This window comes from Mesoplasma chauliocola, from assembly GCF_002290085.1.
GTDB classification, from domain to species: domain Bacteria; phylum Bacillota_I; class Bacilli_A; order Mycoplasmatales; family Mycoplasmataceae; genus Mesoplasma; species Mesoplasma chauliocola.
In genome coordinates this window covers 324,201-345,389 of record NZ_CP023173.1, presented here as the reverse complement: position 1 = coordinate 345,389, position 21,189 = coordinate 324,201, and the positions used below count along the sequence as shown (strand labels likewise).

General features: G+C 25.4%; 18 protein-coding genes and 1 tRNA gene. All 19 read right to left on the bottom strand.

Annotation, left to right across the window (positions count from 1 at the left end):
• Positions 1 to 37 precede the first annotated feature (37 nt).
• Positions 38 to 796, bottom strand: a complete 759-nt coding sequence (locus CK556_RS01555; RefSeq protein WP_027875325.1) for a DxFTY motif-containing membrane protein — start codon at positions 794 to 796, stop codon at positions 38 to 40.
• A gap of 73 nt (positions 797 to 869) precedes the next feature.
• Positions 870 to 943: transfer RNA gene (locus CK556_RS01550), tRNA-Gly, on the bottom strand.
• A gap of 70 nt (positions 944 to 1,013) precedes the next feature.
• Positions 1,014 to 1,280, bottom strand: coding sequence for a 30S ribosomal protein S15 (gene rpsO, locus CK556_RS01545; protein WP_027875324.1), 267 nt, complete (start codon positions 1,278 to 1,280; stop codon positions 1,014 to 1,016).
• Between the two features lie 112 nt (positions 1,281 to 1,392).
• Complete coding sequence (locus tag CK556_RS01540; protein WP_027875323.1) at positions 1,393 to 1,938, bottom strand: nucleotidyl transferase family protein; 546 nt, start codon at positions 1,936 to 1,938, stop codon at positions 1,393 to 1,395.
• Positions 1,938 to 2,798, bottom strand: a complete 861-nt coding sequence (gene truB, locus CK556_RS01535) for a tRNA pseudouridine(55) synthase TruB (RefSeq protein ID WP_027875322.1) — start codon at positions 2,796 to 2,798, stop codon at positions 1,938 to 1,940. Before truB ends, CK556_RS01540 begins: the two co-directional genes overlap by 1 nt.
• Positions 2,799 to 2,848: 50 nt before the next feature.
• Positions 2,849 to 3,409, bottom strand: coding sequence for a dephospho-CoA kinase (coaE, locus tag CK556_RS01530; protein ID WP_027875321.1), 561 nt, complete (start codon positions 3,407 to 3,409; stop codon positions 2,849 to 2,851).
• Between the two features lies 1 nt (position 3,410).
• Positions 3,411 to 3,689, bottom strand: a complete 279-nt coding sequence (locus CK556_RS01525) for a hypothetical protein (RefSeq protein WP_027875320.1) — start codon at positions 3,687 to 3,689, stop codon at positions 3,411 to 3,413.
• Between the two features lie 25 nt (positions 3,690 to 3,714).
• A complete protein-coding gene (locus CK556_RS01520) occupies positions 3,715 to 4,305 on the bottom strand; it encodes a sigma-70 RNA polymerase sigma factor region 4 domain-containing protein (RefSeq protein ID WP_027875319.1) in 591 nt (196 codons plus the stop codon).
• A gap of 93 nt (positions 4,306 to 4,398) precedes the next feature.
• Entirely contained in the window at positions 4,399 to 6,693 is a 2,295-nt protein-coding gene (locus tag CK556_RS01515; protein WP_051412734.1) for a RelA/SpoT family protein, read from the bottom strand.
• Positions 6,694 to 6,775: 82 nt separating this feature from the next.
• On the bottom strand, positions 6,776 to 7,336 hold the full coding sequence (locus tag CK556_RS01510; protein WP_027875317.1) for a DNA-3-methyladenine glycosylase I: 561 nt from the start codon (positions 7,334 to 7,336) through the stop codon (positions 6,776 to 6,778).
• 56 nt (positions 7,337 to 7,392) lie between these two features.
• Complete coding sequence (locus CK556_RS01505; protein WP_027875316.1) at positions 7,393 to 7,905, bottom strand: adenine phosphoribosyltransferase; 513 nt, start codon at positions 7,903 to 7,905, stop codon at positions 7,393 to 7,395.
• 21 nt (positions 7,906 to 7,926) lie between these two features.
• Positions 7,927 to 11,952 (bottom strand): protein translocase SecDF, variant type, encoded by a 4,026-nt coding sequence (locus CK556_RS01500; RefSeq protein ID WP_027875315.1) that lies wholly within the window; start codon positions 11,950 to 11,952, stop codon positions 7,927 to 7,929.
• A gap of 64 nt (positions 11,953 to 12,016) precedes the next feature.
• Positions 12,017 to 13,558: a YitT family ABC transporter gene (locus CK556_RS01495; protein ID WP_051412733.1), complete on the bottom strand. Its 1,542-nt coding sequence runs from the start codon at positions 13,556 to 13,558 to the stop codon at positions 12,017 to 12,019.
• A gap of 90 nt (positions 13,559 to 13,648) precedes the next feature.
• On the bottom strand, positions 13,649 to 15,031 hold the full coding sequence (locus tag CK556_RS01490) for a DEAD/DEAH box helicase (RefSeq protein WP_027875313.1): 1,383 nt from the start codon (positions 15,029 to 15,031) through the stop codon (positions 13,649 to 13,651).
• Positions 15,021 to 15,803, bottom strand: coding sequence for a Nif3-like dinuclear metal center hexameric protein (locus CK556_RS01485; protein WP_027875312.1), 783 nt, complete (start codon positions 15,801 to 15,803; stop codon positions 15,021 to 15,023). Before CK556_RS01485 ends, CK556_RS01490 begins: the two co-directional genes overlap by 11 nt.
• The gene (locus CK556_RS01480; protein ID WP_084545404.1) at positions 15,781 to 16,473 is read right to left on the bottom strand and encodes a tRNA (adenine(22)-N(1))-methyltransferase; all 693 of its coding nucleotides are present in this window, start codon (positions 16,471 to 16,473) and stop codon (positions 15,781 to 15,783) included. Before CK556_RS01480 ends, CK556_RS01485 begins: the two co-directional genes overlap by 23 nt.
• Positions 16,473 to 17,891, bottom strand: a complete 1,419-nt coding sequence (locus CK556_RS01475) for a sigma-70 family RNA polymerase sigma factor (RefSeq protein WP_027875310.1) — start codon at positions 17,889 to 17,891, stop codon at positions 16,473 to 16,475. Before CK556_RS01475 ends, CK556_RS01480 begins: the two co-directional genes overlap by 1 nt.
• An 11-nt stretch (positions 17,892 to 17,902) precedes the next feature.
• The gene (dnaG, locus tag CK556_RS01470; RefSeq protein ID WP_027875309.1) at positions 17,903 to 19,786 is read right to left on the bottom strand and encodes a DNA primase; all 1,884 of its coding nucleotides are present in this window, start codon (positions 19,784 to 19,786) and stop codon (positions 17,903 to 17,905) included.
• 31 nt (positions 19,787 to 19,817) lie between these two features.
• Positions 19,818 to 21,173, bottom strand: a complete 1,356-nt coding sequence (locus tag CK556_RS01465; RefSeq protein WP_027875308.1) for a glycine--tRNA ligase — start codon at positions 21,171 to 21,173, stop codon at positions 19,818 to 19,820.
• Between the last annotated feature and the right edge of the window lie 16 nt (positions 21,174 to 21,189).

The following is a 21,189-nucleotide window of genomic DNA, read 5'->3' as shown; positions in this document are numbered from 1 at the left end:
ATATTAATTTTAACAAAATTTAAATATTATTAAACCTTTAAGTAGACTTGTTATTTTTTTTATTATTTTTCTTTTTACGCTTAATTCCTTCCTTTTCATCTAATTTAGAAATACGCTTATCAAAATCTTTTTTTTCATTTTTAGCATTTGCTAATTCAATTGCTATTTTATTATCTAATTCTTCTCTAAAACGTTTTAATTCTTCCATCTGAGCTTGTTTTTTTAAGCGATATTTTTCAGCTCTTTCAATTCTTATTTTTTTCAATGAAGGAATATTTTCACCATTTTTATAAGCCTCTAATAAAAGTTGATCTTCTTCTTCAATCTTAAATCTATGATTTCTAATCAACATAGTGCTTAATGTTCCAATAAAAATACCTACTAAAGCAAATAAAACTAAAAATAGAATTCTTAAAAATCATGTAAACCCACCAATTAATAATGAATCAATCCAAATACTATTACAGATAAATCCAGTTAAACAAAGTGAAATTGCTATTGTAAAAGTAAAACTGTCTTCTTTTTGGATATGAAAAATATATGTTATTCAATTTACTAATAAAGAGATAAAAATATACCCAAAACAAATTAAACATAACATTAATTCTTTAATTGGTAAATCATTATAGAAATTAACATATTTACCATTATTTCATGAACTTCCTATTAAAACTCAAATTGCTACATATGGTAAAACAACAAATAATAATTCAAAAGTAAAACTAATTCAAATATTTGTTCTTTCAAGATCAAAATCCCTTGCTTTCTTCCAATCCAAGTTTTTTGTTTCACTCATAAAGTCACCTTTTTCTAATATTAATTATATCAAAAAATAAAAAAACAACCTTTCGGTTGTTCTTGTTTTTTAATGGAGCAGGTGAAGGGAATCGAACCCTCACAGTCAGCTTGGAAGGCTGAAGTTCTACCATTAAACTACACCTGCATTTTAGACACATAGATATAATATAAAAATTAATACTATGTGTCAATATCTTTTTATAGTTTTTTGAAAATTATTTTCTTAAACCTAATTTAGAAATAATTTCTTTATATCTGTTAACATCTTTTTTAATTAAGAAGTCTAATAAGTGTCTTCTTTGAGCTACTTTTTTTAATAAAGTTCTTCTTGTTGGAACGTCTTTTTTATGTTCTTTTAAGTGCTCAGTCATGTTAGCAATATCTTCAGTTAATAAAGCAATTTGAACTTCGGCTAAACCTGTGTTAGCATCGCTTCCACCAAATTCTTTAATAATTTCAGCTTTTCTTTCTTTTGAAATCATGATTTGTCTCCCCTTCGTTTTGATTTTTAGTGTTTCATCAAAGGTGCATTCATGGGAGTGAATAGCATCTCTGGTGAACAATCACTTTAAATATTATATTCTTTTACAAAGATTATTTCAATAAATCAATATCAACTTCTAATTCTTTATTTATTTCTTCATATTTTTCTTCGTTTATTAATTGTTTTAATCTTGATGAAGAAATATTTGTATCGCGATTAAAAACAAAAATATTATCTTTACCAAATTCATTTTGTAAAAATTGTATATTTCCTTCTTGTTTGTAACCAAATTTAAAGTCACTACCTTCTACCATAAAAATAACATTTAATTTATCTTTAATAATTTTTACAAATTCTTCTTTTGTTGTTTTAATTAGAAAATCATTAACTTCAATTATATAAATAAGATCAATATCAAAATTGCTTTTAATAAATTCTATTTTTTTGCTTTCACTAATTAATACTTCATTAACTTTAGTTGGTTTATGATCAAAAGTTAAAATGACTTTATTTAATTTATTTAGATTTCCTAATTCACAGGTTTTATTAATTATCAACTTATGGTACTTATGAAGTCCATCAAACATGCCAACTGTTAATACTGAACCATTAGATATTTTTTTTATTTGTTCTAAGCTACATTTAATTACTTTCATTAAACATTTAAACCTCCACGGCGGCATTTAAATAAATTTTCTTTTTCTCTTTCATAACAAGCAATTAATTGCTTATTTTTATTTGCTATAAAAACAACATCATTATTTGTGCTTAAACTTATCTTTTTACCGTGACTGACATCTAATATGTCATTAAGTTCAATTATTTCGTAGTCAGCAAGTTTAATAGCATCATACATTTCAATTATTTTTGCTTCATTAACATTTTCAATTTCACTAGACTCTGTTATTTTAAAATTACCTGATTCTATTCTGTTTAATGAAGTTACATGAGCTATTGTTTTTAATTCTGCTGCTATATCAACAATAAGACTTCTTATATAAGTTCCCTTTGAACAATATACAACTAATGAAATTTCATTATTTTTAAATTCTTCTAAAGTCAAAGAATTAATAGTTATAGTTCTTTTATTAACTTTAACAACTTGATTTTCGCGAGCATATTCGTATAGTTTTTTTCCATTTAATTTTATTGCTGAATACATTGGCGGAGTTTGATCATATGTCAATCCATCAAATTTTTTAACCACAGATTCAACCTCTGATTTGGAAATATCATATGCTTCTTGTTCTTCTATTACTTCTCCATCACTATCATATGTATCTGTTGCTTGAAATAATTTCATTGTTACTTCATAAGCTTTATTTTCGTTTAAAAAATAATCACTAAGTTTTGTCCCATTATTTATTAAACAGATAACTACTCCTGTTGCTAAAGGGTCTAAAGTTCCTGCATGACCTATTTTTTTAACATTAAGTTGTCTTTTTAACTTTTGTATCAAATGATTAGTTGTTAAACCTTTTGGCTTATTTAAAATTATAATTCCTGATTTGTTCATACTTTTTATTTTAACTTACTTTGAATAAATAAAAAATAAGATTACAAATCTTATTTAAAAATCTTTTTATTTAATTGTTTCAATGAAATTTTCTTTGTTCACAAATCATTAACAATAATTATTTCATTTTTTAAATTATATTGTTTAATTCTCTTATTTTGTTGTTTGTAAATTGAGTAAGTTTCTTTAAATGGTTTTTTATCTCTTTTTTTAATTCTATATAAGGTAGTTAATAAAGTTGCTTTGACTCTTATATATTGATCAATTGGTAAATTTAGTTCTGGCAATAAAGCTGCATCAATTACTATGTTCCCACCTTTAACTTGAATTTCAGATAATATTTCATTTTTAATTTCAGGTCAAACTATTGAATTTAATTTATTTAAACTTTTTTCATCACTCGAAATAAGTTTTCTAAGTTTATTTCTATCTAATTTTTCCTTAGTAAAACAATTTGGAAATGCCTTCTTAATTTGTTGTTGAATATTTTTATATTCAATAACTTCACGTGCAATCTTATCAGCATTTATCATTCTAAATTTTAAATTTTTAACCTTATTAGAAATTGTTGTTTTACCAGCTCCAATTGTTCCATAAACACCAACTATCATGTTATCAACCACCCATCAACCTTAATTGCTTTTCAGCTGATACAAGAGTAACAGTAACTAAAGTATTACTGCTTTCATTAATAACAAAAAAAATATTTGTATTAGATGCAGAAAGGTATAGCATACCATTAATTCTAAAAGTTTTTGTTGAATTATGAATATGATTTTTAATACTTTCCTTAACTTCTCAATCCGCCTTATCCTTTAAGTTTAGTCTCTCTCTTGCTCTTTGTAAAGCGTGAACAGAATATCCCATGCTTGGTTTGTAGTAATAACTCATTAATTCACACTCCTTTAGATATATTTTAATCTAAAATAGCTTGTTTGGACACAACTTGTCTTATTTCTGGTAAAACTTTATAAAAATTATTTCTTGCCCTTGCAGCAGAAATTTTTAACTCTTCAGCAATTTCAACAAATGATAACCCATAAAGATAAAGTGTAAAAACTTGTTTTTGTAATTTATCTTTATTTTGAGAAAAATATTGTTCAAATAATTGACACCAACCAATTTCATCATAATAATAATTTTCTGAAGTAAATGTACTTTCAATATAACTTTTATAATTTTCATCAGTGTATATACTTTTTCTCATACACTGATTTACTATTTTATATTTGTTAGTCACATATTTAGCACAAATATTCATGGCTTTTCAATATACAGCGTCAATTAAACAACTTTCAAAACTCTTTCTCATTTTTCTATCATAATATTTATCTAAAATATCCAAATATGCCTCTCAAGCATAATACTCAAAATCCTCCAATTCTAAAGGTATAGAATCAAATTTATCATATGCTTTTTTAATAGCAAAATAAATTCTAGGTTTATATGAGTTGAATAATATATATTTTTCCTCAACAGATAGTTTATCTCTTACGGATTTTTTCATTTTCAAACAGGTTCCTTTCAAATTCATTATATTATTAAAGAAAAAAATATTTAAATTTTTAGATTAAACTAAAAATAAAAAATAGGTTTTCACCTATTTAATGCTTTTAACAGATCTTTCACAGTCAATTACGTTAGGAATTGACTTAATTGTTAAGATAATTTGATTTAATTGAGCTGAAGATTTAACTTTGATTGTTAATTCTCCATTTACCAATAATGATTTATCATCTACACCTAGTTTTACATTCATAGTTGTTGCTTTTAAGTTAGACAATGCTCTTGATACATCATAAAGTAAATTTGGTCTGTCTGTTGCAAAATATTTTAGTTTTGTTGTATACAAACTATTTTCAGCAACTGCTGAGTTTCATTGTACTTGGACTAAACGTTTATTTTCTTCTGTTGTGTATAAGTTATAACATTCTTTTAAGTGCACTTTAATTCCATTACCTGATTTTGTTACATAACCAATAACATCTTCATAAGGAATTGGCATACAACAACTTGCAATTGATGTCTTTATATTTGTAATGCCATCAACAACAATATCATTTTTCAAACTTAAATCATTAATTGTTTTTGATTTAATACTTCTTAATGCTTCTTCATCTTTTGAGAAGTTATGATTAATAAAATACTTATCAGCTGCTTCTACAATTGAAATTTCACCTTTACCAACACTTATTAAAAATTCTTCTAAGTTTGCAAATCCAGATTTTTTAACACCTTCAAGAATTTCTGCTGGTGATTTTCTTTTTCATTTTAATTCTTTTTGATTGATATATGAATTAATTATATTTTCACTTTTTTTAGCTAATTCCTTACGATCTTCATCAAATGAATTATCTTCTTTTAGTTTGTTAGCTAAATACTTACGAATTCTGTTTTTTGCATTTGAAGTAGTTACAATTTTCAATCACTCATGAGTTGGTTGCTGTTTTGAAGATGTTTTAATTTCGACAACTTGCCCTGATTCTAAAACTGTATTTATTGGAGAAAATACTCCATCAATTTTAGCACCTGATGTTTTTTCTCCGATTTCAGTGTGAATTCTATAAGCAAAATCAAGCACAGTTGCACCATAAGGTAATGTTATAACACTTTGACTAGGTGTTAGAACATATATCATTGATCCAAATACATCTTTTTGTAATTGTTTTTCTAACTCTGCCTCTGATGAATTTTCTTCTTCATTAATTTGATCAGTTAAATCCAAAATTCTACTAAAGATATCAATTTGTTCATCAATTTGTTTTTGACGTTTAACAACATCAACAACTTCTCCTTCTTTATATCTTCAGTGAGCAGCAGCACCAGCTTCAGCAACATCATCCATTTGTTGAGTTCTGATTTGAACTTCAAAAAACATTCCTTTATTATCACTTAATGTTGTATGCAATGATTGATAAACATTATTTTTTGGAGTTGCTATATAATCTTTAAATCTACCTGATAATGGTAAATATTTTTGGTGTAAATATCCTAAAATTTTATAACAATCATCAGTTGATCTAGCAATAATTCTAATAGCAACTAAATCATGCAGTTCTTCAAAATGTTTACCATTACTCATCTTACGATAAGTTGAATAAATTGTTTTTTCTCTTCCAAATATATCAATAATTTTAATGTGTTTTTCTTTACGAAGAAATACAGAAATATCATCAATTGTTTTGGCAATGTTTATTTCCCTTGACTCACGACCTTTTTCAATTAAGTGTTCAATATTTTCAAATTCTTCAGGATTAAGAACCTTAAATGCCATATCTTCTAATTTAGACTTAGCATTTTTCATTCCAATACGATGAGCAATAGCAGCATAAATTGTTAAAGTTTCTTTGGCTATAATTTTTTGTTTTTCAATTGACATATTTTCAATTGTTAACATATTATGTAGTCTATCAGCAATTTTAATAATTATTACACGAATATCCTTTGCCATTGAAATATAAAGTTTTCTTAAATATTCTGATTTAATTTGTTCTCTATTTTCTTCAGCAAAATAACTTACTTTTGTTACTGATTCAACAAGTGAAGCTATTTCTTTTCCAAATTTTTCTTCAATTTCTTCAATCTTTACAGGTGTGTCTTCAACTACATCATGTAATAAACCTGCTTTAATTGTTTTTGGTCCCATTTGTAATTGAGCTAAATAATAAGCAGTTGAAAGTGGATGATAAATGTAAGGATCACCATTTTTACGTTTTTGGTCTGTATGCATTTTTTCAGCAAATAAATATGCTTCTTTAATCTTATTTAAAGCTTTTCGATCTTTAATATATTTTTTTATTTCATTTTCTAAAGTAGCATAATCTTTTATTTCGACTATATTTAAGTTAGTTGATGCCCTTTTACTTGTTCTTCTTGGTAATATAATTCCTGCCATAAAAATCAACCCATTCTATTTTTACATTATAACAAAAAAATAGAGTTTAAATTAACTCTATAATTCTTCTTAAATTTTATTGCTATTTTTCATACTTAAAACAAATCGAAATATGATCATCAATAATGCCAATTGCTTGAAGAAATGAATATACAATAACAGGTCCTACAAATTTGAAACCACGTTTTTTTAAATTATTAGATATAATAACTGATAGTTCTGTTTGAGCTGGGATTTCACTTATTGTGATTCATTTATTTTGTACTTGTTCATTATTAACAAAACTTCATATATATGAATTAAAACTTCCAAATTCATTTTGTATTTCAATAAATTTTTGAGCATTATTTATAATTGCTTTTATTTTTAATTTATTTCGAATTAAGCATTCATTTTCTAATAATTCATTAAATTTATTTTCATTATATTTTGCAATTTTTTGATAATTAAAATTATCAAGTGCTTTACGATAGTGTTCTCTTTTCAATAAGATAGTTAATCAATTTAAACCAGCCTGCATATTCTCTAGAATTAGCATTTCAAATATGAAATTATCATTGTGATTTATTTGACATCATTCATTATCATGATATTTATTTAAAACTTCATTTTTTGATCAATCACATCTTTGTATATTTTTCATAAATACCTCATTTTGTATAAAAAAACATCTACTTTAGTTATAGATGCTTTTCAATATTAATATTTAATAAGTTTTTGAACTTTATATTCACTTAATAAATCGTCTTTATGTAAGAAAGGTAAATCAATTAAAAATGATACACCTTCAACTTTACCATCTTGCATTTCAATTAATTTAACAATTGCTTCAATTGTTCCACCTGTTGCTAATACATCATCAATAATAACAACTTTATCACCAGGTCTAATATCACCCTTGTGCATTTGTTGATGATTTGTACCATATTCTAAGCTGTATTCAATATCAAGAACTTCACGAGGTAATTTACCTGGTTTTCTTACTAAAACAAATCTTGAATTTGATTTGTAAGCAACAGCACTTGCAAATAAGAACCCTCTAGCTTCTGGAGCAACAATAACATTAGCTCCACATTCTTTAACAAATTCAGCCATTTGATCAATTACATAAGCAAATGCATCTGCATCATTTAATAATGGTGTAACATCTTTAAAGTCTACGCCTTTAATTGGAAAGTCTTTTACATTTAAAATATATTTTTTTAAATCCATTTTAAGATTTGCTCCTTTTTATTAATCATTAATGTCTTTAACAATTTGTTCTTCATGAGAAACACTAGTTTGTAAAATAAATTCTTGTCTACCATAATTTAAAACAATTCTTCTTTTTTCTAATCATATTAATAATGGAAGTGACATTGTTAATAAAACAATATCAGCAACAACTACACCAATTAATAATGCAATACCTACACCAACAATTGATGGAATAGTAACAGCTAAAATTAATCCAAATATTAAATAGAATCCAGATATATACATTAATCTGTTTAATCCAAATTTTAAAGAGTTCATAAATAATTGTTTAACAAATTTATTTTCACTTAAGATTGAATTAATTTCTTTTTTTCCTGCTTTTTTAACAGATTTAATTTCTTGTTTTAATGGTTTTAGTTCCAATTTTCTAGTTTTTCTTAATTCTTTAATTTCTTTTTTTAATTCTGTTATTTCAACAACTCTATTTGATTTAAAGAAAGCTTTAAATGCATCTCAATAATAAAATCTAGATTTTTTAGCAAGTTTTAAATCAATAATTCTAACTTTTAATTTTCTAATTTTATCTTTGTATTTTTTATTTAATGCTTTTTTATTACCAACAGCTTTTAATACTTTGTGTTTAATAACTGTTTGAGCATCAGCTTCTTTGTTAAATTCAAATCTTAATTCATTTTTAGTTTTTGCTGATATCATTTGCTTTGTTTTACCTAAAATGAATATTGCTGACATTATTGTAAATGCTACGATTGAAACCATAGTAACTAGTATTTCTGAACTAATTGGAACTCTAAACATAATAATTAATGAAGTTGTAATAGCTATAACAACAACTATTGCTAATGCTAAAGCTACATAATAAGTTCATTTGTATCTAATTAATATATAAACAATTAAGATCAATAATAAGATTCCAAATGCAATACATATTTGAAGAATTTGTCCATATGCTGTAAATGGTATTTGGAACATTCCAAGAATACCTCTTGACTCATTTGTTAAATTATTTTCACCAGGTAAAATAGTACTTCCTCTAAATATTGAATATAGTAAAGTTCTTGTTCTTCCAAAGTGTGTTTTATTTGAAAGTTCTATTTGAACATATGGCTTACCATCTATTTCAGCATTATTTTCAAGGTTTGCACCATAATTTGTTCCTCATTCAATAGAATTTAAATTACTTGATGAATTATAACCAGAATAGAATAAGCTTGTTAAATTATTATCAAAAATAAACTGTACGGTTCTTCCACCTAATTCTGCAGAATAAGCATCATCACTTGGATCATTTGTAGGATTTTCAATTGAGTCAATTAAATTATTGAATTCATTTGAAATGTTTTCAGATGATCCCTCTTCAATTTTTGTTTTAACATTATCTAAATTATTACCTGCAAAATCATTTAAATAAGTTCCATAAACTATATATGTATTATCCTTACCAAATGAATTTGAATAATTAGGACCAACTGTTGCAGCAACTACTCCACCAATTACTGAAAACACTAATAAAACAATAATTAGAATTCTGTTAATATTAAAAATTCAATTTTGATTACGTTTATTTTTTGCTTCTTCAACAACTGAAGATTCTTGTTTTGATGAGATAGCTAAATTAACTTCTTTATTTACTTTTAAGAAATTAATTCAATCTCTTTTATATCAACGAACTTTTTTATTTGATTTTTTTTCAAGTTTTTGAATTTTTTGATCTAATTTATTGTTTTTATCTTTGTTCTTATTAATTAACTTGATTTCATATTCTTTTTCTTTGTTTTCAATTTTAGCTTTTAATTTATCAATTGAATCACTTATTTTTTTAATTTTTAGTAATTCTTTTGAACTAACTTTTTCTTTATTAGTTAAAACAATTAAATGATATTCTAATTTAGATAATTTAACTTTTTCTAATATAGCTACACCTGAATTAATATCTTTTGTATCAACTGGTAATAATAAAGGGAATTTTCTAAATATATCTAATTTAATTGTTAATCAAATCAATAATCTAAATATAACAACAACTAAAACAAGAATAATCGCTGTTGCAACAGTTGCAACAGTTGCAAAGTTTTTAAGTGAACCAGACCCTACTCAGAATAAAATTAAATTTGGAATTAATAATAAAATGAATGAATCAACAATAATAGTGAAGTTTTCTCTGTTTGATAATTTCATTGATTCTGAAATTGATCTTTTTTCTTTATTTAAGTGTTTTTTAAACGCTTCAATTGTAAGAATACATGATTCTAAAACCAGACCTATCATTACAAAAATAAGAGTGTAAATTTCTATTCCGATTGCTATACCAAATATTGTTGGAGCAAAGAATACTATAAATGTTGATGTTACAGCAATAATTAAAGTATATAGACCCAATAGTTTATACGCAAATAACAAGAATATCATTGTTATTATTGCCAAGATTAATAAGAATATTATTGATGCTAATAACATATACAGTGTTATTTCTGGATCAAATTCTTTTATATTAACGACTTTAAAAGTAAAACCTTGAGTTGTTTGAGAAATAGATGCTTCAATTGTTCTTGCAATTGTTGCAGATCTCATTTTTACTCTTAATTCATTTGTATTTCCATTATAAATAGCACTAGGTACAAATGTTGCTCTTGAGCTATATGTTTCTGATGGTGTGGGAACTCCTGTTTGAGTAACAGTATCATTTATCATAATAAAGTTTCTATTGAATATATCTTCATTTAAATAAATGTTAAATGTTGAAGTTGAAGTACTAGGTACATTAAATAAAACATCATTTAGAATTAATTTATTTAATATCTTAGCGACACCATCAATTCCCAAACCTTGTGGTTGATTGCTTACAGATGATGAAAATTTAAAATCCCCTGAATATTTACCAGGTTCAGTAATGCCTTCACCAGATGCTAAAAAGTCATTTGTTGTTGCGTTTGGATCAATAACATATTTATTAACATTGTTTGTAAATAGATATTGATAATTATCTGTAGAATTAAAATCACTATATGTTTGTTGACGGTATTGACCATAAAATAAAGCTTTTAAATTTTCAATTGCAATTGTTCTATTTAAATTTTGCAATTTAAATGTTGTTTGATTTTCACTTCATCATGGATAAATATCACCTGAAATTAATGAAGTAGTAGCCATTTCTCCACTTTGTCTTCTATAAGAGAAAGTAAAGAAGTCATCTATTACAGCTCGTGTGCTAGAATCTGTAGAACTACTTGTATATACTTGGATAATTGGAGTAATAATACCATCATAGTATGCTTCTATATATGAATCAATTTCGTTTTGATTAGGAGTTTGTAAAAAGTATTCTCTAATATTATTTAAAACTGTTTCAAAAGATGAAATAAGTGTTAAAGAAGGGGTTGTAGTTGTTCCCTCAGTTGAAGTTGAAGAAGCTGTTAATTTTTGTAAATAAGTACCATTTGCTCCTTCTTCAAAAGTTAAAAATGGAGAGTTTTGAGCACCTGAATTACTTTCAGATCTATCAGGTGTATATTTTACTGAACCAAAGATGTCTGAAATTGCTATTTTATTTGAAATTTTATTGTCTGTATAAACATTACTTCCAGTCACAGTATTCATTGTTTCATCATTAAACAAAATGTCATCATAATTACCTTTTGAGTCTTTTGTTAAAGCTAATAAACCACCGTCTTGTTCAATTGCATTAATAAATAAAGTTGGATTATTTTGATATTGTTCTTTAGTTGCTCTCACAGAAACTCTATGTTTACCTACAACTTTAACATCAACAGTATTATCAGAAAATGGTGATAATTTATTTTGAAGAGATTCTGCAGCAGCATAAGCATCCCCATTTGGATTTAAGCTATTTTCATTTGTTGAGTTTTGCTTTTGATCATAAACTTCAACTAAAGCTTCATATCCTCCTGAATAACGTGTATTTAAGTTAGTATTATTAGTTATGCTAATTGAAGAGAACACAATTGAAATTACTAAAGAAGATATTATTAAAATCAAACAAAAAACTTGTGAAATCTTTTTAAATGATATTTTTTTCTTATTCATTTAGGAGTCCTCCTCTTTTTAAAAAAAGTATACTTTAAATAATAAAAGTATAATCTATTTAAGATTATACCCCATTTTGTACATATTCACTATTTTTTTTCATTTTTTTATATGTCTTAATGATTGCATTGCTCTCAATTTTTTTCATTAATCTAGCATTATTTAAGAATTCTTCGCTAAGTGCTTTATCACGCAATTCTGTATCAAATGCAAAGCTAAAGTTACTTCCTTTAACTTTTTTACTTCCAATAATGTTTATAATCATTTCTTCATCAATTTTCATAATATGCTCTTCAATTTTTTTGTAATAAATCATTGGCATCGAAATTAAAATTAAATCTTGTTCTTGATCACTTCAAGCATTTTTCTTTGAAGTAACTGTTCTTCAAATAAAAATATTGTTTGTATATCCAACACTAAATAAGTATTGTTGAATTTCAGGTATTTTAGTTGTTGATATGAATAAGTTCATTATTTTATTCTTTGGATATAGTCTATTAACAGTTATCCCTTGAATAATAATTAATATTAATGAAGCAAATAAACTAGGACCTATAATTCATTTAAATTTCATTGCTAAAACCATAGATGAAGTATAAGCACTATCAAAATCATTTGACGAAGCAATGTATTTTGAAACATTGAATCATTCTTCAGTTCAATTTTTATTATGTTGTAATAGCTCTCATAAATTTTTAAAGTAGCCTGTTGTTTGATCTCCATTGACCATTTGATCAATAGTTTTTCCAAAACTTGAATTCATTAAATCATTTAAATTATCATATTCATTATAAAGAACACTTAGTTTAATTGTTTGATCGATATGCTCAACATTTAAAATAACAGTATTTAAACAAATAACAATAAATAATATTGCAATATTAATTTTAATATTAATTGAACCTATATCTTTGTTAAGTTTTTTTGAATAATAATATGTTATTCAATCACTTCCACCAGTTGAAGCATTAGCTTTGTAAATAATTGAGTAACTAAAACCATTAACAATTCCACCAAAAATAGCAAAAACAAAAATTCAAACAATTGCTCCTCAAGCTCCAGGCATTGTACTAATTAAATTATAATCAATCAATAAACTTAAATCATTAGGACTTATATAAGGAACGTTTTGTAATATTAAGTCAAAGAAAATAGTAACAACCGAATATATCACAGTTAATGTTGAAAATTTTCAACCTAATTTTTTAAAACCAAAAACAGCTAATGGTAAATTCATAATGAAGTAAATTATAAAATAAAATGTACTTGCAGAAAAATTAATTTTAGATGCACCAATAATTGAAAAAAAACGTGCAATAGCCCCTAGCCCACCAGGGAATAACCCTGCAGCACCAGTTATTGAAATGAAATAATCCATTGCAATTGTTGATAAAAATGCTCCTATTAAAACATATAATAAATCTTTTCAAAAAGCCTGTGAATAATAGTTTCTAATCTCGTAGGCTTTTTTTCCTTTACTTAATTCTGATTCATATATCTTTTCAAAGTTGTCATTTTCTTTAATAGTATTAATTTCGTCTTGCGAAAGTAGTAATGTTTTTTTACCATTTGACGAATAAACTTTTATTCTCTTTTTCTTAACCATTTCTACTTTCCTTTATAAGCTTTTAAATCTAATATTAATAATACTAAAAATAAATAAAATAAAAAGTGGAATTACCACTTTTTTTAAATATTAATCAAATAATTCTTCACGACGTTTTTTGTATTTTTCTTTCTTGATTTTATCAATACTTTTTTTAATATGTTCACGACGTTTTTTTCTAGTTATTTCATCAAGTTCTCTTTTTCTTTTTTTCTTGTAACCAGGTTTAACTTTTTGATTGCTATACTTAGCAATAACTTTTTTTGAATCAGTATCTAAATCTTCATAGTGCTTAGCTTTTTTCTTGTTTTTAGTTTTTATCTCAGTTAATTGATTGTTGTCCAATTTGAAATGAGCAAACTCAATACCTATTTTTTGAAGAGCTTCAATTTTTTCTTGATTTTTTATATTAAATAGAACATAACTTTCACCAGTTAATTTACTTCTTCCGGTTCTTCCACTTCTATGAATGTAATATGAAAGATCAACAGGTAAATCAATTGAAATAACATGAGTGATTCCAATAATATCAACACCTCTTGCAGCAACATCTGTTGCTACAACATATTTGTATTCATTGTTCTTAATTTTTTTAAGCATATTCATTCTAGTTCTTGGTTGCAAATCACCATGTAATTCACCAACACTTTGGCCTGTTATTTCTCTTATAAGTTTTACATATTTTGAAATGTCTTCCTTATGATTAGTAAATATTAAACATAAATAAGGATTTATAGATTTTAAAATATTTGTTAAAACAGGTTCAATTTCTTTATTCTTAGTGTCAATTAAAATATGCTTAATATTTTTATTAGAAACATTTTTTTCTGTTACATCAATAAAATGAGCATTTCTTGCATATTTAGTTACAAAAGGTCTTAATTGTTCAGGAATAGTTGCACTGAACATTGATAAGTTAACATTTGATTTTGCCTTTGAAACTACAAAGTCAACATCTTCAATAAAACCTAAATCAAAAATCATGTCACACTCATCAATAATAATATAATTAGCAGTGGTTGCTTTTAAATAATTTTGTTCATATAGTTCTTTAATTCTTGTAGGAGTTCCTACTGCAATTGTTGGCTGTCTTTTACTTAAAGATTCTATTTGCTTATTAATATCTTCTCCACCAATAAATAAATCAACTTTTAGTTGTGCCTGATTTTTAGTAAATGGGCGAACATTATCATAAATTTGCTTAGCTAATTCTCTAGTTGGAGCAATAATTAATGCTTGAACTTGTTGTTTATCTTGATCAAATTTTAAGTTATTTAAAATTGGAAGTAAAAATGCATGTGTTTTACCAGTTCCAGTATGTGAGAGTGCAATAACGTTTTGATGTTTTTTTATTAATGGTATTATTTCAGTTTGAATTTTTGTTGGTGCTTCAAAATTAATTTCTGCTAACGTATCATTAATATATTTTTTGAATCCAAAATCACTAAATTTTCTTTCTCTATTATTTGACATTATATTGTTCCTCTATATCTACTTTTTCAATTTTTAAATTCTTAAAATTATTTTCTAATCTTGCTTTAATATCATCTATAAAGTAGTTTTCCATATAATGTCCAACAACAATTAAAGATATATTATTATCATTTGCATATATTCAATCACTTCACTTAGCTTCTCCCGTTACAAAAACAACATTTGATAGTTGTTTTGTAATCATTGAACTTGCTCCACTACCTTGATTAATTATAAAATTTGATATTTTCATTTGTTTTTCTGCATTTAAACTATATTGAATATTCTTAGTTTTAAAAACATTTTTCAAATCTGTAATTAATTGTTCCAAGCTTATTTCTTTATTTAAACAAACATCCAAATATTCTTTATGAAGCAAAGGAAATTTTGCTTTTTTAATATCCATGCCTTTGCTTAATTCTTCAATAAATACTTGATATCCAGCAATGTCATAATTTGTATGTATTGAATAAACATAAATGTTTTCTTTAGTTAAAAACTTAATTAACTCTTTTTTAAAGGGATTCTCTTTTTCTTTTTTTAAATCATTAAAAATAAAGGGGTGTCGTGTTACTATTAAATCAATTTTATTGTTCTTTATTTTTTCAAATGCTCTTTTATTTAAATCCATTGTTATTAAAACATTTGAAATTTCGCTATCAAAGTCTATAATTTTTTTATTAAATTTTTGAAAACCAACAGAATCTCACTCGTAAGCCTTTTTAGTAGGGAATTTTTTTTCCAAATATTTAACTATCTTGTTTAATTTCATTTAAGTAATTCCTTATTTCTACTATTTTTCTATTTATTTCATTAAAGGTTTCAGCGTGCTTTTCTTGATTTAAGTTATTTAATATTTTTTCAAGTTTTATAATTTCTTTTTTATAAAAAGAAATTATCTCTTTATTGTTTATGAAAAACTTTGCATTTCCAAATTTAATATCTTTTTTTGTTAAAAGGTTTAAACCATTTTTTTCAATTACAATAACTCAATATCCTTTTTGAGCATCAATAATATAATCTTCAAAAACTACTGAATATTTTTTTTCAAAAACTCATTCTCTGATATTAGAAACATCAGTATTAGAACAAATAGCATATTTTTTAACCTTATGTATATCTTTTTTAATTATTTCTAATATTGTTGTGCTGCCTAAGCCACAAATTGTTACTACGTCTATTTCTTTAATTTGTTCATTTAAAATAAAATCCAAACCGTTGCTTAAAACAGTTTGTATTTTATTTTGACAATTATATTGTTTGATATTTTTTTTAGCTCATTCCAAAGGTTCTTTGTTTACATCAACTGCATAAGCAAAATTAGCTTTTTGTTCTTCTATTAATGTTATAGGTAAATAAGCATGATCAGTTCCAATATCTGCAACAACATCACAAGAATCAATTAAATCAGCAATTGTTCTTAGTCTTTTTGTTAACATCATTAACCTTTATAAAATTCTTTTAAAACCTTACCTGATTTATTAGTATTTGTTGGTTGCTTTAATTTTCTAATTGTTTTTGCTTCAATTTGTCTAATTCTTTCTCTTGTAACGTTTAATTCTTTTCCAACTTCTTCTAAAGTTTTTGAGGCTTCATATTTCAATAAATGTTCTTGAATAATTTTACTATCAACAGTTCTTATTTTTTCAACAGGAGTTTCTAAGTGAATATCTAGTTTTTTAATTGCCTTAGCTAACTCAGGTGCTGTTTCATCATTACATTCTTCAGCTAATCTTATTAATGTTCTAACTTTTGTAGGAACAATTCCATATCTCATACGAATAACTTTTTCTTCTCTAGCAGGCATATCTTCAAATACTTTATCAATAACTTCTCTCAGAATTTCTTTTTCAGTAAAATCAGATGGAGAAATCATATCTTTATCTTCAACAAAATCTCCAAAGTGAGTATCGTCTTCATCTCCAAATGGTTTTTCTAAACTAACTGGTTCAACTGCTATTTTTTTGATTTCAACAACTTTTTCAGCAGTCATGTCTCCGCCCATTCTTTCAGCAACTTCTTTTGAAGAAGGTTCTCTACCTAACTCTTGAGTTAACTGTCTTTCAATTCTAGATAATTTATTAATTGTTTCAACCATATGAACAGGAATTCTAATAGTTCTTGCTTGATCAGCAATTGCTCTTGTTATTGCTTGACGAATTCATCAAGTTGCATAAGTTGAAAATTTGAAACCTTTTTCATAATCGAATTTGTCAACAGCTTTAATTAAACCAATATTTCCTTCTTCAATTAAATCAGCAAAATCTAATCCTCTATTTAAATGTTTTCTAGCAACTGAAATAACTAATTTCAAGTTAGAAGTGATTAACATATCTCTTCCTTCTTTTCTTTCTTCTAAATCTTCTGAATTAGCTAATTTTGCATAAACTATTTCTTGATCTTTAGTTAAAATTTTAGTTTGTCCGATTGTTGAAAAATAAGTTTTAATTAAATCTTGAATTTTTGTTTCATTAGAAATTGAACCAACTCTATATTTTGTAGTTCCTGAATCCTTAGGTCTTCTTCCTGGACCTTTTCTTTCACCAATTAATTCATCAGCGTAACTATCTTCATCGGTTACCTCAGCATCATCAGCATCTATTTCCTCATCCAAATCAATATCCTCATCTAAATCAATATCTTCTAGATCTGTAAATTGAACACCTTTTGATTGTAGATCTTCTAATAATTTTTCATACTCGTTATCTGAAGCATTAGCAAATATTTTACTAAAATTTAATTGAACTTCTTCAGAAGTTATTTCATTATTATTTTCTTTTGTATATGCAACTGTAACTTCATAAAAGTCTTCTATTGTTTTAATTTTAGCTATTTCTTTTTTATCCATGTATTTTTTCATATTTACCCCTTTTAATTATTTTTATCGTTGAAATTATTTAATCATTCTTCTCTCTTTTTAATTCTTTCAGATAAGATGTTATTTAAATTTTCTCGATTTTCTTTTGTCATATTTTTATCTTTTAGCATTTCATTAATTTCTTTTATCTTTTTTTCATTCGAGTACATTTTAAGTTTTTCAAATGAATTTTCAACCAACTTAGTAGAATCAGAGTTATTCTTTTGATTCAAAATTATTGGATCATTCTCATATCAATGAATTTCTTCAATAATGCCTGGTTTTGATGTTTTGCTAATTATTGCTTTAATTTCACTTTCAGAATAGTTTATATTTTCATCATATGAATTTATTATTTTAATTATTAATTTTCCAAACTCTTTATGTGGGAAATTGACTTCTCTAATTTTTTCTTTGACTAACTGCAAATTCTTATTTGACTTAATTAGATCAATAAGTATAGTCTTTTCAGCGAGCTCGTATGCTTTTAAAGAAGAAAGAATATTAAAACTTTGATTATTAGTTTGTTCTACTACTTTGCTTTGATTTATTTGTTCTTTTTCAATTTCAGTTTCAGCTTGCTTTTTATCATATTGAATATTCTTATTTCTCGATATTTTTTTATAAAAATCAATTATTGATTCTTTTGATAAACCTGTTATATTTTCTAATTCTTCAATTGATGTTTCAAATAAAATTTGATTATTACATTTTAAAACAAAAGAGCACACTTCTTTCATAAACTCTTCAACTGAATTAAAATCTTTTGTATCAACTTTATTTCATTTTTTTGAAATAATATATTCCAACGGATTTAAAGCTTCAGCAATCATCTGCTCAACTTCTGATTTTCTGCCTTGTTTGATCAATTCATCAGGATCATTATTTGTTGGATTGTTAACAATTAAGACCTTCTGATTATTAGAAATTAATGTTTGTGCAGCTTCTATATTACCTTTAATACCAGGTTCATCACCATCAAGAAACATTTTTACTGTTCCTTTAATCATTTTAAATAAATTAACATGATACTGGGATAATGAGGTTCCCATTAATGCGATAGTATTAGTTATGCCATTCTTGTGAAGACTTATAACATCCATATATCCTTCAAGAATAATTATTTCTTTTTTAATTCTTGCTGATTTAATTGCTTCACTAAAGTTATATGCAATTTTTCTTTTTGAAAATATTTTAGTTTCTCTTGTATTTAAGTACTTAGGTCGGTCAGAATCAGCTTCCATGATTCGCCCACTGAAACCTATTATTTCATTATTTTCATTTTTAATTGGAAATATAATCCTATCACTAAAAATATCATAAAGCTTTTGTTTTTCTTCATTATATGTTCCCAAACCTGCATCAACAATATCTGAAATATTAAATCCCTTATTTAACAAGTGATTTACCAAACTATTGTTTTTAGGTAAATATCCTATTTCAAAAAACTGAATGTCTTCAACATTTATATCTCTTTCTTTAAGATATTTAACAGCGCTTCTTGCTTCATTAGTCCTTAAATTAAGTTTAAAGAATGCTAGTGCTTCATTGTTCAATCTAAAAATAATTGTTTCTTTTTTCTCTTGAATTGGCTGACCATTTTCAAACTTTGATAAATCATAACTTATTGAAAGAGCAAGCTTTTTAATAGCATCTTGAAAACTTATGTTATCAAAATCTTTAACAAAATCTAAAGCTGTACCTGAAACCTGACATGAAAAACATTTAAAGAATTTTTTTTCAGGAGATACAGACATTGATGCGTTTGAATCTTGATGAAATGGGCATAATCCCCAATAATTTCTTCCTTTTTTAGAAAGGCTAACTCTTTCACTAACAATTGAAACTATATCTGATTTTTGTATTATATCTTCAATAACTTCTTTTGGTATTAACATAGTATTACTTCCTTTCTAAGGATTAAAAAAATTAAAATTTAATTTTTAAGAAACTTTCAAGTTCATTTATATCAACACGAACTTGTTCCATTGAATCTCTTTCTCTAACAGTTACTGAATTTGTTTCTTCGGTATCAAAGTCAACAGTAATAACAAATGGAGTCCCAATTGCATCTTGTCTTCTATATCTTTTTCCAACATTACCTGTTTCGTCATAAGTAACATCAAAGTTTTCTAACAATTTATTATATAAGGCTTGTGCTTGTTCATTTTGCTGTTTTTGTAATGGCATTACAGCAACTTGATAAGGTACAAGTGCATAAGGCAACTTCATAACTATGCGAGAATTTCCTTCACCTAAGTCTTCTTCAGTGTAAGCTTGTCATAAAATTGCTAACATCATTCTTTCAACACCAACGCTAGGTTCAATCACATGTGGAAGAACTTTTTGATTAGTAATCGGGTCTAAATATGTTAAATCTTGCTTAGATGCTTCTTGATGAGCATTTAAATCAAAATTACCTCTATGTGCTACACCTCATAATTCACCTCAACCAAATGGAAATTTAAATTCAATATCACTTGTTGCTGTTGAGTAATGTGCTAACTCATCTTTTTCATGATTTCTAACTCTATAATTTTCTTTAGTTATATTTACTTTATTTTGTAAGAAAAATTCAACTTCATTCAATCAATATTTGAATCAATCTTTTTCATCATTTGGATTAAAGAAAAATTCTAATTCCATTTGTTCAAATTCTCGAGTTCTAAAAATAAAGTTACCAGGTGTAATTTCATTTCTAAATGATTTACCAATTTGACCAATTCCAAATGGCAATTTTTTTCTTAGCGCTCTTTGAGAATTTTTAAAATTAATAAAAATACCTTGTGCTGTTTCAGGTCTTAAATAAACTTTTGAACTTTCATCTTCTAAAACACCTTGGTTAGTTTTAAACATCAATCCAAATTTTCTAATTTGAGTAAAATTACATGCTTGACATTTTGGGCATTTAATTTCATTATTTTTAATAAATTCTTCAATTTCAATTTCTGACATAATTCCTGCGTTAATTTCAGAGTTAAATTCTTCAATTAATTTGTCAGCTCTTCATCTACTATTGCATTTCTTACAATCAATTAACGGATCGTTAAATCCGTCAATATGTCCGCTTGCTTTTCAAACACTTGAATTTAATATAATTGAACTATCTAAACCAATGTTATAAGGATTTTTCTTTACAAAATGATTTCATCAAGCTTGTTTTAATTTATTTTTAATTTCTACTCCTAAAGGACCATAATCTCATGAGTTAGCAAGTCCTCCATAAATCTCTGATCCTTGAAAGATAAAACCTTGAGATTTTAAATGAGCAATTAATTTTTCCATATTTTTTTCTCCACTA